This window comes from Nocardia cyriacigeorgica, from assembly GCF_010858045.1.
Classification (GTDB): Bacteria; Actinomycetota; Actinomycetes; order Mycobacteriales; family Mycobacteriaceae; genus Nocardia; species Nocardia cyriacigeorgica_E.
In genome coordinates this window covers 79,088-91,305 of record NZ_JAAGVC010000005.1, presented here as the reverse complement: position 1 = coordinate 91,305, position 12,218 = coordinate 79,088, and the positions used below count along the sequence as shown (strand labels likewise).

Annotated in this window: 11 protein-coding genes; 3 read left to right on the top strand and 8 right to left on the bottom strand. The window is 69.2% G+C overall.

Annotation, left to right across the window (positions count from 1 at the left end):
• The first annotated feature begins 182 nt into the window (after positions 1-182).
• Positions 183-830, top strand: coding sequence for a TetR/AcrR family transcriptional regulator (locus GV790_RS06825; protein WP_163811649.1), 648 nt, complete (start codon positions 183-185; stop codon positions 828-830).
• A complete protein-coding gene (locus GV790_RS06820) occupies positions 827-1,690 on the top strand; it encodes an SDR family oxidoreductase (RefSeq protein ID WP_163811647.1) in 864 nt (287 codons plus the stop codon). The genes GV790_RS06825 and GV790_RS06820 overlap by 4 nt, the downstream gene beginning before the upstream one ends.
• A gap of 67 nt (positions 1,691-1,757) precedes the next feature.
• Here GV790_RS06820 and ffh read toward each other — a convergent pair whose 3' ends face one another.
• The 6 genes from ffh to ftsY all read right to left on the bottom strand — a co-directional run bounded on the left by ffh (position 1,758) and on the right by ftsY (position 9,992).
• Complete coding sequence (gene ffh, locus GV790_RS06815; protein WP_163811645.1) at positions 1,758-3,314, bottom strand: signal recognition particle protein; 1,557 nt, start codon at positions 3,312-3,314, stop codon at positions 1,758-1,760.
• 95 nt (positions 3,315-3,409) lie between these two features.
• Positions 3,410-3,724, bottom strand: coding sequence for a hypothetical protein (locus tag GV790_RS06810; protein WP_138455124.1), 315 nt, complete (start codon positions 3,722-3,724; stop codon positions 3,410-3,412).
• 158 nt (positions 3,725-3,882) lie between these two features.
• The gene (locus GV790_RS06805; RefSeq protein ID WP_163811975.1) at positions 3,883-6,297 is read right to left on the bottom strand and encodes a [protein-PII] uridylyltransferase; all 2,415 of its coding nucleotides are present in this window, start codon (positions 6,295-6,297) and stop codon (positions 3,883-3,885) included.
• Between the two features lie 145 nt (positions 6,298-6,442).
• A complete protein-coding gene (locus GV790_RS06800) occupies positions 6,443-6,781 on the bottom strand; it encodes a P-II family nitrogen regulator (RefSeq protein ID WP_014352094.1) in 339 nt (112 codons plus the stop codon).
• Positions 6,782-6,785: 4 nt separating this feature from the next.
• Positions 6,786-8,084, bottom strand: a complete 1,299-nt coding sequence (locus GV790_RS06795) for an ammonium transporter (RefSeq protein WP_178127650.1) — start codon at positions 8,082-8,084, stop codon at positions 6,786-6,788.
• A 357-nt stretch (positions 8,085-8,441) separates the two neighbouring features.
• Positions 8,442-9,992: a signal recognition particle-docking protein FtsY gene (ftsY, locus tag GV790_RS06790; RefSeq protein WP_163811641.1), complete on the bottom strand. Its 1,551-nt coding sequence runs from the start codon at positions 9,990-9,992 to the stop codon at positions 8,442-8,444.
• A gap of 130 nt (positions 9,993-10,122) precedes the next feature.
• Between ftsY and GV790_RS06785 the strand changes: the two genes are divergently transcribed.
• Positions 10,123-10,512 (top strand): DUF2237 family protein, encoded by a 390-nt coding sequence (locus GV790_RS06785; RefSeq protein WP_036538374.1) that lies wholly within the window; start codon positions 10,123-10,125, stop codon positions 10,510-10,512.
• 71 nt (positions 10,513-10,583) lie between these two features.
• Here GV790_RS06785 and GV790_RS06780 read toward each other — a convergent pair whose 3' ends face one another.
• Positions 10,584-10,826, bottom strand: coding sequence for a FitA-like ribbon-helix-helix domain-containing protein (locus GV790_RS06780; protein ID WP_163811639.1), 243 nt, complete (start codon positions 10,824-10,826; stop codon positions 10,584-10,586).
• A 78-nt stretch (positions 10,827-10,904) separates the two neighbouring features.
• On the bottom strand, positions 10,905-12,218 hold a 1,314-nt coding region (locus GV790_RS31010; RefSeq protein WP_256673085.1), incomplete at its 5' end, for an AAA family ATPase.

Here is a 12,218-nt window from a genome sequence, read left to right as displayed (position 1 = left end):
CGGGCTGACACTGTCCATACGGACGATCGACCATTCTGCCAGACCGCCCACCCGCGCCAGAAATCGGCACCGCTCGCCGCCGGGATGGGCCGACATCGTGCCGGTGCGCCGAATCCTGCCAGCCCGAGATCTGCACCCGGAATCCTCTTGACGATGTTACTTGCCCGAGTAACAATTTACTCATGCAAGTAACACCTCCGCCGCTCTCGCCCACGGCCGCCGAGCGGCGCAGGCAGATCGTGGCCGCGACAGTGCAGGTACTGGCCGAGGCCGGCTACGCAAAGACCTCCTTCGCCAAGATCGCCGAGCACGCGGGCCTCAGCAGCACCCGGCTGATCTCGTACCACTTCAGCGGCAAGGACGAGCTGATGCGTGAAGCACTGGTGGCGGCCAAGGACGCGGCGGTGGCATTCATCGGACCGCGCATCACGGCCACATCCGGTCACCGGGCCTGGCTGGCCGCCTACATCACCGCGAACATGGAATTCATGCGTGAGCGCACCGCTGTGCTGCGGGCGCTGATCGAACTCAACAGCGCTGCCCGAGCCGCGCTCGGAGATCAATTCGTCGCCGACGCCGCCGTGGGCTCGCCACTCGACGCGCTCGAACAGGCCTTGCGCGAAGGCCAGCGTACCGGCGAATTCCGCCGCTTCGACGCCCACGTGATGGCGGTGGCGGTGCGCGCCGCCATCGACACCATCGCGATCGGCTACGCCACAGACCCGTCCGGCGATGTCGACGCCATCGCCGCCGAACTGGTCACGTTGTTCGATCGCGCGACCGCAGCCGAGAACACCGACGAGAGCGTCACATCGAGAGGAACACAATGAAATTGGAATCCGGACAGGTCGCCGTGGTGACCGGCGCCGCCAACGGCATCGGACGAGCGGTAGCCGAGGCCCTGCACGAACGTGGGTTGCGCGTGGTGTTGGCCGATATCGACGCCGACGCGCTCGCGGCGACCGCCGAGGCGATCGGCCGCGACACCCCCGCGGTGCCCACCGATGTGGCCGATCCCGACCAACTGCACCGGTTGGCCGAGACCACCCTGCGGCTGTACGGCCGCGTCGACCTGGTGTTCAACAACGCGGCGATGGGTGCCGGCGGGCCGATCTGGGAGGTGGAACCCACTGACTGGCAACGGGTCTGGGCCGTCAACGTGCAGGGTGTCGTCAACGGGATGCATGCGTTCGTACCGCATCTGATCGCCGCCGGTCGCGGCCATGTGATCAACACCGCGTCCCTGGCGGGTGTGACCACCGGGCTGTTCAACGCGCCCTACACCGCGAGCAAGCATGCGGTCGTCTCGCTGACCGAATCGCTACATGGCGAACTGACCATCCTCGCCCCCGGCGTCGGCGCCACCGTGGTCTGCCCGGGACCGGTGGACACCCAGATGCTGCGTGGGGTCACCGACGGCATCGGCGCGCTGCTGGGCGACGGCGCCCCCACCCAGCCCACCGAGGGCTGGCTGAGCACGCTGACCGCCGAGCAGTGGGAGCGACTCGCGCCCGGCCTCGGCGCACTGACCCAACTGGCCGACGAGATGATGCCGGCTGCCGAGGCCGCCGAGATCATCCTGGCGGCCGTCGAAGCCGATCGCCTCTACGTCACCACCCATCCACACTGGGCGACGCAGGCCAGTGATCGGGTGGCGACCATCGTCACGCAGATGCAGGCCTCCGCGTAGCGGGTGCGCAACGACGACCGGCTCGGCCCCACGCAGCGGTGGAGCCGAGCCGGTCGGGCGTCGGGGGCTACTTGTTCGGGAACTTCAGCTTCGACAGATCGAAGCCCTCCAGGCCCGGCGGGAGCTGGTCGAGGCCGGCGGGCATACCGGACAGGTCGGGCATGCCGGCGGGCATACCGGGCATGCCGCCGGGGAATCCGCCGCGCACCTTCGGCGGGGTGGGGCCGCGGCCACCCTTCTTGCCCTTCTTGCCCTTCTTGTTGCTGCGCCGGTTCGCCCCTGGCATGCCCATCTGGCGGCCCATCGCGGCCATCATCTTCTTGGCCTCGAAGAAGCGGTCGACCAGCTGGTTGACCTCGGAGACCTGCACACCCGAGCCGTTGGCGATGCGCAGTCTGCGAGAGGCATTGATGATCTTGGGGTTCTCCCGTTCGGCGGGGGTCATACCGCGAATGATGGCCTGCACGCGGTCGAGCTGCTTGTCATCGACCTGGGCCAGCACGTCCTTCATCTGACCGGCGCCGGGCAGCATGCCGAGCAGGTTGCCGATCGGGCCCATCTTGCGAATGGCGAGCATCTGGTCGAGGAAATCCTCGAGGGTGAGTTCGCCGCTGCCGATCTTGCGCGCGGCTTCCTCGGCCTGCTGCTGGTCGTAGACCTGTTCGGCCTGCTCGATCAGAGTGAGCACATCGCCCATGCCGAGGATGCGGCTGGCCATGCGGTCGGGGTGGAAGACGTCGAAATCCTCGAGCTTCTCACCGGTGGAGGCGAACATGATCGGCGCGCCGGTCACGTTGCGGACGCTGAGCGCGGCACCACCGCGGGCGTCACCGTCGAGCTTGGTGAGCACCACACCGGTGAAGCCGACGCCGTCGCGGAACGCCTCGGCGGTGGTGACGGCGTCCTGACCGATCATGGCGTCGAGCACGAACAGCGTCTCGTCCGGCTGCACCGCGTCGCGGATACCGGCGGCCTGAGCCATCAGCTCCGCGTCGATACCGAGGCGACCGGCCGTGTCGACGATCACCACGTCGTACTGCTTCTGCTTCGCCTCGGCCACACCGGCCTCGGCCACGGCGACCGGATCGGCCGCCGTGACACCGAGAGCGTTGTCACCGCCGCCGATGGACGTGCCGGGATGCGGCGCGAACACCGGCACGCCCGCGCGCTCGCCGACCACCTGGAGCTGGGTGACGGCGCCGGGGCGTTGCAGGTCACAGGCCACCAGCAACGGCTGATGTCCTTGCCCCTTGAGCCATTTGGCGAGCTTGCCCGCGAGGGTGGTCTTACCCGCACCCTGCAGACCGGCGAGCATGATCACCGTGGGCGGGGTCTTGGCCAGGGTGATCCTGCGGGTCTCGCCGCCGAGGATGCCGACGAGTTCCTCGTTGACGATCTTGACGACCTGCTGGGCCGGATTCAGCGCAGCGGAGACCTCGGCGCCCTTGGCCCGCTCCTTGATCTTGGCGATGAATGCGCGCACCACCGGCAGCGCGACATCGGCTTCCAGCAGCGCGAGGCGGATCTCACGGCAGGTGGCGTCGATGTCAGCCGGCGACAGACGTCCCTTACCGCGTAGGTCCTTGAGGGCACCGGTAAGCCGGTCGGACAGGGATTCGAACACCGATCGCGCTCCTGATCTCGAGTGACGTCACTGCATCCCAGCGTAATGGGATCACCGGACTGCGCACGCAGCCGGTGGGTGCCGGGTGGGCGAGGTTACTCCGGAGTGCGGCGGCGCGGGGTGCGGATGCGCCGATAGTCGTGGTTTTCCCTGGCCACCATGAACGCGGCCTCACGGCCGGTCAACCCGAGTTCGAGCGCGAGACCGTCCAACGCGGTCCAATCGCCCTCCACCGGCAGACCGGAGGTGGCGACGGTGGCCGCGATGGTCATCGCGGTGACGGCTTGGCGACCGGTCAGGGTGCGGCCAGGCAACCAGGACACCACCCACAGATCCCCGCCGACGCAGCGGGCCACGTGCGGGGTCACATCACTGGTCATGATCGACGAGGCGACGACTTCGATTGCCACCGACCTGCTCCCCTCGTATGCGAGCCCGACTCACCGATCCTAAGGGCCACCGACCATGCCGTAGGGATTTCCAGCAAATCATGTGCAAAGGACTGGTTTTCGGATAACGGCGAGGTCACAGGGTAGTTCGCCGCGCTGGGCACGAAAACCTCGGCGGCTCAGGAACCTTCGTGCGTACCGTTGTCGTCGGCGGGCTTCTTCGGTGCGGGCCGCGGCACGACCGCCAGGATCGCCTCGTCGATCCTGGCGCGGCGGGCCGGTCCCGAATCGGCGCCCAGATCCAGGCAGAAGGCGTCGACCACGGCGGTGCCCATCGTCACGACCTTGGCCCAGCGCACGTCCACCCCACAACCGGCCAGCGCACCGGCGAGCCTGCTCAGCAACCCGATCCGGTCTTCGGCGCGCAACTGCACGATCACCTGACCGGGGGTATCGGTGTCGGTCCACAGCAGCCGCGGCTGTGCCTTGGCGTAGGGGCTCAGCTGTGCGCCGACGGCCTCGCGTTCGCGTGTGGCGAGTTGACCGCGCAGGTCCAGCTCGCCGGCGATGGCGCGGATCAACTCTTGCCGCAGCAGGCCCGGGTCGGGCGGATCACCGAATTTCGGCGATACGACGAAGGTGTTGATCGCCGACTCGCCCGCGCTGCCCAGCGCCGCCGACAGCACGCGCAGCGAATGCAGCGCCAGCACTCCCGCGGCCTCGGACAGCAGCCCGGGCGTGTCGGGCGCGATGACGGTGACGATGTGAGTGTGTTTGCCTTCGCCGGGCGCGAGCGTCACATGCACTCCCCCGGCGGCCGCCTTCTCCAGCAGTTCCGGCGCGATGGGTTCGGGCCGGGGCAGTTCGTCACCGGCCATGACCATCCGGCAGCGCCGCACCAGCTCACCGATCAGCGACGCCTTCCACTCGCCCCAGACTCCGGGCCCGGTGGCCAGCGAATCGGCTTCGGCGAGGGTGTGCAGTAGTTCCAGCAGCTGGGCGTCGCCGTCGAGCGCGTCGACCACCAGTTGCACGGTGGCCGGATCGTCGAGATCGCGCCGGGTGGCGGTGTCGGGCAGCAGCAGATGGTGGCGCACGATCGCGCTGAGCGTGCGCACATCCGAGGGCCACAGCCCGAGCCTGCGCCCGATATGGGTGGCCAGTTCCGCGCCGACCACGCTGTGATCGCCGGCGCGGCCCTTGCCGATGTCGTGCAGCAGGGCACCCAGCGCGAGCAGGTCCGGCCGGGCCACCCGGGTGCTCAGCGCGCTCGCGTAGGCCACCGTTTCCATCAGGTGCCGGTCGACGGTCCAGGTGTGCAGGACGTCGCGCGGCGGCAGATCGCGCACCGCGCCCCACTCTGGCAGCAACCGGCCCCACAGTCCGGTGCGGTCCAGCGCCTCGATCGCGTCGATGGTGCCCCGGCCCGCGCCGAGCAGCACCAGCAGATCGTTCAGCGCGTCCTTGGGCCAGGGTTCGCGCAGTTCCGGCGCGTCCTCCGAGAGCCGGTTGAGCGTATTCGCCGACATCGGCAGCCCGGTCTGCGCCGAGGCCGCGGCCACCCGCAGGATCAGGCCGGGATCGCGTTGCGGCCGCGCGTCCCGTGCCAGCACCACCTCGCCGGCGTGCTCGACCACCCCCTCATCGAGTGGTCGGCGCACCGGCATCCGGCGCAGCCGGGCCAGGCCGCGCCGCGGCAGCGCGTTGGCGGCGGTGCGCAACCCGACGTCCACCGAGTAACTGACCGTGCGCGCGGCGTCGCTGAGCGTACGGGCCAGGTCGAAACGGTCGCCGATGCGCAGCGCCGCACCGATCTCGTCGGCGTCCTGTGCCATCAGCTGATCGCGCGAGCGTCCGGCCACCCGGTGCAGTTCGGTGCGCACATCCAGCAGCCGACGATGTGCGTGGCGGACACCGCCGCCGGGCACATCCGGACCGAGCCCCGGCATGGCATCGGTCAGCTGGGCGATGGCGAGTGCGTCCAGCAGCTGGATGTCGCGCAGTCCGCCGCGCCCGTTCTTCAGATCCGGTTCGGCGCGGTGGGCGATCTCGCCGCTGCGCTCCCACCGGGCCTTGGCCTGGGCGATCAGATCGTCGAAGCGGGCTCGGATCCCGGTCCGCCATTCCCGGCGCACCCCGCCGATGAGCAGGTTGCTCAGTTCGGCGTCGCCGACGATATGCCTGGCCTCGAGCATCCCGAGCGCGGCGATCATGTCGTCGTTGGCCACTCGCAGGGCTTGTGGCACCGTGCGCACGCTGTGGTCGAGCTTGATGTGGGCGTCCCAGAGCGGATACCAGAGCTGGTCGGCGACCTCGGCCACCCGCGCGGGGTCGACGTCGTCGTGCAGCAGCACCAGGTCCAGATCGGAGTAGGGCAGCATCTCCTTGCGTCCGAGCCCACCCACCGCGACGACCGCGAGCCCGCTGTCGGCGGTGATCCCGAGTTCGGCACCCTTGCTGGTCAGCCACAGTTCGTACAGGTCGACCAGCGCCGAGCGCAGCGATTCGGCATCCAGGCGCGGATTGCGCGGCTGCCCGCCCTCGAGCAACCGGCGCCTGGCCTTGACCAGATCGGCCGCGCCGTTGGACACCACCGTGTTCTCGACCGCCGCCGACTCGGCGCCATCGCTGTGTTCTCGCCGACTGCTACCCACTGCCCACACCACCCATTCACGCGGGCGGCCCCGCCCCGGCCGGAGACCCGGCGGGAGCGGGGCCGCCGCTCGATTCGACTTCCCGCTACAGCGCGTCGGTGCCGCGCTCGCCGGTACGGACCCGGATGATCGTCTCGACCGGGGTCACCCAGACCTTGCCGTCGCCGATCTTGCCGGTGCGCGACGCCTCGACGATCACCTCGACGACCTTGTCCACCGAGGCGTCATCCACGACGACCTCGACCCGAACCTTCGGCACGAAATCCACCGAGTACTCCGCACCGCGGTAGACCTCGGTGTGCCCCTTCTGCCGGCCGTAACCCTGCACCTCGCTCACGGTCATGCCCAGCACGCCCGCCTGCTCGAGACCGGTCTTCACGTCCTCCAGCGTGAACGGTTTCACGATTGCGGTGATCAGTTTCATGTCGTCATGCCTCCTTGACGGCCGAACGTGCCGTGCCACCCACAGCAGCGAAATCGTATGCGGTTTCCGCGTGCTCGGACTCGTCCATGCCGACGAACTCGCCCTCGTCGTCGGCACGCAGGCCGATCGTGAACTTGATCAGGTAGGCGATGACGGCCGTGGCGACCAGCGAGTAGGCCAGCACCGTGAACGCACCGACGGCCTGCAGCTTCAACTGCTCGATGCCACCACCGTAGAACAGACCCTTCACCGCCGCGGGCGCTTCCGGCGCCGCGACCAGGCCGACCATCAGGGTGCCGAGCAGACCACCGACCAGGTGCACGCCCACCACGTCGAGCGAATCGTCGAAGCCGAAGCGGAACTTCAGCCCGACGGCCAGGGCGCACAACGCGCCGGCAACGATGCCGATGGCGAGGGCACCGACGACGTTGACCGAATGGCAGGCCGGGGTGATGGCGACCAGACCGGCCACGATGCCCGAGGCCGCACCCAGCGAGGTGGGCTTGCCGTCACGGATCTTCTCCACCACCAGCCAGGCCAGCAGCGCCGCACCGGTGGCGACGACGGTGGTCAGGAAGGCGGCACCGGCGATGCCGTTGGAGCCCACCGCGGAACCGGCGTTGAAGCCGAACCAGCCGAACCACAGCAGACCGGCGCCGAGCATGACGAAGGGCAGGTTGTGCGGACGGAACGGGGTCTTGGGCCAGCCCTTGCGCTTGCCGAGCACGATCGCGAGCACCAGGCCCGCCGCGCCGGCGTTGATGTGCACGGCGGTACCGCCGGCGAAGTCGATCGCCTTCAGGTTGTTGGCGATCCAGCCACCGGCCTCGGCGGTGACGCCGTCGAAGGCGAAGACCCAGTGCGCGACCGGGAAGTAGACGACGGTGGCCCAGATGCCGGCGAAGATCAGCCAGGCACTGAACTTCATGCGGTCGGCGACCGCACCCGAGATGAGGGCGACGGTGATGATCGCGAACATGGCCTGGAAGGCGACGAACACCGTCAGCGGGATGGTGCCCGCCAGCGGGATCGCGGCCTCGGCGCCGGACTCGGCGTCGGCCAGGTACGCACCACCGAAGATCTGCTTCAGCCCGAAGTACTGACCGGGATCACCGATGAGGTTGGCCTTGTCGTCACCGAAGGTGACCGAGAAGCCGTAGAGCGCCCATAGGACGGCGACCAGGCCCATGGCGCTGATGCTCATCATGATCATGTTCAGCACGTTCTTGGAGCGGACCATGCCGCCGTAGAAGAACGCGAGTCCGGGTGTCATCAGCAGCACGAGTGCTGAACTTGCCAGCATCCATGCGGTGTCACCGGCGTCCGGCGCGCCGATTACGGGAAATGCCACCTTAATGTCCTCCTCATCTCGGGCCCCGCCGATTCCGGCGAAATGGACCTGCACAGAAGGTTGCTCATTCGGTGTTTCATCCGTGCCGCCCCCGTGTTTCACCTACGTGAACGGATGGCGCCCCCGTGTTGCTACCACGTTTCCAACTGTGCACAGGAGGTTTCCCCGAGGCTGTGAGCGGCGTGTCGAAGCAGCGAATCCGCAGCTAACAGGGGGTATCGGAGCGAGAAGGCAGGATCGGCGCGGCTGTCGGCGCGCCGCCCCGGTCCGGATCGGGCGGCGCTCGATCCGGACCGCGGGGTAGCGGAGTCAGCCGAGCAGCGCGTCGACGAATGCTCCGGGCTCGAACGGCGCCAGATCATCGGCCCCTTCACCGAGACCGACGAGCTTGACCGGCACGCCGAGCTCGTGCTGCACCTGGAAGACGATGCCGCCCTTGGCGGTGCCGTCGAGCTTGGTGAGCACCACGCCGGTGATGTCGACGACCTCGGCGAACACCCTGGCCTGCATGAGTCCGTTCTGGCCGACGGTGGCGTCGAGGACCAGCAGCACCTCGTCGACCGCGGCCTTCTTCTCCACGACTCGCTTGACCTTGCCGAGCTCGTCCATCAGGCCGGTCTTGGTGTGCAGGCGCCCGGCGGTGTCGATGAGCACCGCGTCCACGCCGCGTTCGATGCCTGCGGCGACGGCGTCGAAGGCGACCGCGGCCGGGTCGGCTCCTTCTTTACCGCGCACGGTGTCGGCGCCGACCCGTTCGCCCCAGGTCTGCAGCTGGTCGGCGGCGGCCGCGCGGAAGGTGTCGGCGGCGCCGAGCAGCACCCGGCGCCCGTCGGCCACCAGCACGCGGGCCAGTTTGCCGGTGGTGGTGGTCTTTCCGGTGCCGTTCACACCGACGACCAGCAGGATCGACGGATGATCCGGATGCGGCAGCGCCCGCACCGAACGGTCGAGCTCCGGACGCAGCGCCTCCACCAGCACGTCACGCAACACCGCGCGCGCCTGATCGGTGGTGCGCACGCTGCGCGCGGCCATCTCCTCGCGCAGCCGCTGCACCACGGCGGCCGTGCTGGCGGTGCCGAGGTCGGCCAGCACCAGGGTGTCTTCGACCTCCTCCCAGGAATCCTCGTCCAGGTCGCCGCCGCCGAGCAGGCCGAGCAGGCTCTTGCCCACCGCGTTCTGCGACCGCGACAGGCGGCCACGCAGCCGGACCAGGCGGCCCGCGGTGGGTTCGATCTCCTCGAGGGCGGGCGCTGGTTCGGCCTCGGCGACGGTGTCGGGGACGGCCGGGGCCTCCGGTGCCGCGTCGGCGGGAGGGGCGGTGTCGGCGGCGGCGGTGTCGGTCGGCGCGGCGTCGGTCGGCGCGGCGTCGGGGGCCGTCTCCGGGACGACGATCTCCGGCGCGGCCTGTTCGGCGGGCGCAGCCGTCACGTCGGTGGTGTCGGCCGTCTCGGCCGATTCCGCTTCCGGCGCCACCGTCTCGGGCGCCTCGGCGGTGGTCGCGTCGCCCGCGGGCGCTTCGGCCAGGTCGGTCGGTTCGGGCAGCGGCACATTGGTGATCCCGCGCCGCGGCGCGTCGCGCGGAATCGCCGCGTCGTCGCCGATGTGTGGCTGGCCCTCGGTGTCGGTGCGTTCGGCGGGCAGCGGCTCGGGCCGGGTGGCGGTGGCGGTGGCGGTGCCGCCCTGGCTGAAACTGAAGCCCCCTGAGGCCTTATAGCCGCCGGACTTGTCGGTCAGCTCCTTGTCTTCGGTCGGCGCCGTCAGCGATACCCGCCCGCTGCGATACCGGACGAATCCGACAACGAGCGCGACGAGTACGACGGCGGCGATAGCCGCGATCAGAATCCAGGCTTCGGAACTCACGCCGACCATCCTTGCAGAACGAGTTCTCGCCGGTCATCGACCCGCCCGGAGCAGGTCAGTCGTCCAGACACAGCCCGTGAGATTTCTTGTCCTGCGGAACTTCTCGCGGCGTGCCAATAGGATCGGCGACGTGACCGATCGAAACGTGCTTGGGGGTCCGCTCGAAGAGTGCGGCACCGATCCTCTGACCGGCTTCTACCGTGACGGCTGCTGCAGCACCGGCCCGGAGGATCTGGGCAGTCATACTGTGTGCACGGTCGTCACGACCGAGTTTCTGGAACACCAGGCTTCGATCGGCAACGACCTGAGCACCCCGCGCCCGGAGAACAATTTTCCCGGCCTGCAGCCAGGGGACCGGTGGTGTGTGGTGGCGGTGCGGTGGCTGCACGCGCACGAGGACGGTGTCGCCGCACCGGTGGTGCTCGCGGCCACCCATGAGAACGCCCTGGAAGTGATCTCGATGGACATCTTGCGCAAATACGCCGTCGATGTCCCCGACGACGTCAGCGACCTGCTGTGAGCGAGTGAACACTGATCCGGCGACCCGCCGCACGCGGGCCGCCGGTGTGGTCGATGGTTCGTACCGAAGTGCTAGCAGTCCTCGAATTCGCGCCGCAGATCCTCCACGACCCGGTCCGGGTCCTCACCGGGCAGCGGGTTGGCGGCCAGCGCCTTGCGGATGTCTTCCAGCGCTTCGACGCGGTACTGCCTGCGTGCCGAGGCGATCAGCTGCTCGCGGATGTGTTCTTCCAGTGACAGCCCGGCGGCCGCCGCCCGCTGTCGGAGTACCTCGGCATCGTCGTCGGGAATGTCGCGCACTTCGATGGTGACCATGCCGACGACGATAGTGGCGCGGACTCACTCGCGCCGATCGTGTTCACGCCTCCCGACCGGCACTCGAAGCACCGCGTCTCAGCTCGCCGACGCACCCACCGGGGCCAGGTTCTGCCCGCGCATCCGCTGCGAGATCACCTGGGTGATGCCGTCACCGCGCATGCTGACGCCGTAGAGCGCATCGGCGATCTCCATGGTGGGCTTCTGGTGGGTGATGACGATCAGCTGGCTCTTCTCCCGTAGTTGTTCGAACAGCCCGATCAGCCGGCGCAGGTTGGTGTCGTCGAGGGCGGCCTCCACCTCGTCCATCACATAGAACGGCGAGGGACGCGCCCGGAAAATCGACACCAGCAACGCGACCGCCGTCAGTGACTTCTCTCCACCGGAGAGCAGCGACAGCCGTTTGACCTTCTTGCCCGGCGGACGGGCCTCCACCTCGATGCCGGTGGTCAGCATGTCCGAGGGGTCGGTGAGCAGCAGCCTGCCCTCGCCGCCGGGGAAGAGCTTGGCGAACACCTGCACGAACTCACGCTCCACATCGGCGTAGGCGTCGGTGAAGACCTGCAGGATGCGGGCATCGACCTCCGCGACCACATCCAGCAGGTCCTTGCGCGCGCTCTTGACGTCCTCGAGCTGGGTGGCCAGGAAGTTGTAGCGCTCCTCGAGCGCCGCGAACTCTTCCAGCGCAAGCGGATTCACCTTGCCGAGGGTAGCCAGATCCTTTTCCGCGCGTTTGGCCCTGCGCTCCTGGCTCGCGCGATCGAACGGCATCGGTGCGGGCGGTGTCACGTCCTCGCCGCGTTCCTTGGCCTGTTCGTACTCCTGCCATTCCAGCGCCGACGGCGGCAGCGGGACGTCGGGGCCGTACTCGGCGATGAGATCGCCGAGGGCGATGCCGAACTGTTCGGCGATGGTGGCCTCGAGCTGTTCGATCCGCAGCGCGGCCTGTGCCTTGGCCACTTCGTCGCGGTGCACGGCGTCGGTGAGCTGGGCCAGCTGTGCGGTCAGGGCACGCACCCGCTCTTTGATCTGATCCACCTGGGCGGCGCATTCGGTGCGCCGACGCACCAGCTCGTCACGGCGGGCCGCGGCTTGGGCGACCACACCCTCCAGCTCCGCGGCCACCTTCGCGCCCGATTCGGCGACCGCGGCGGCCACCGCGGCGGCCTGTTTGCGGGCGGCTTGGGCTCGTTCGGCGCGGGCGCGGGTCTCCCGTTCGGCGCGGGCCGCCCGGCGCAGGCCGTCGGCTTTACCGCGCACCGATTCGGCGCGCTCCTCGGCGGTGCGCACGGCCAGGCGGGCCTCCACCTCCATCGAACGGGCCTCGGCGAGCGCCGCGGCGGCCTCCTCGCGGGCCCGGCCGGGGGCCTCGGTGCTCGCGGCACCGAGGCC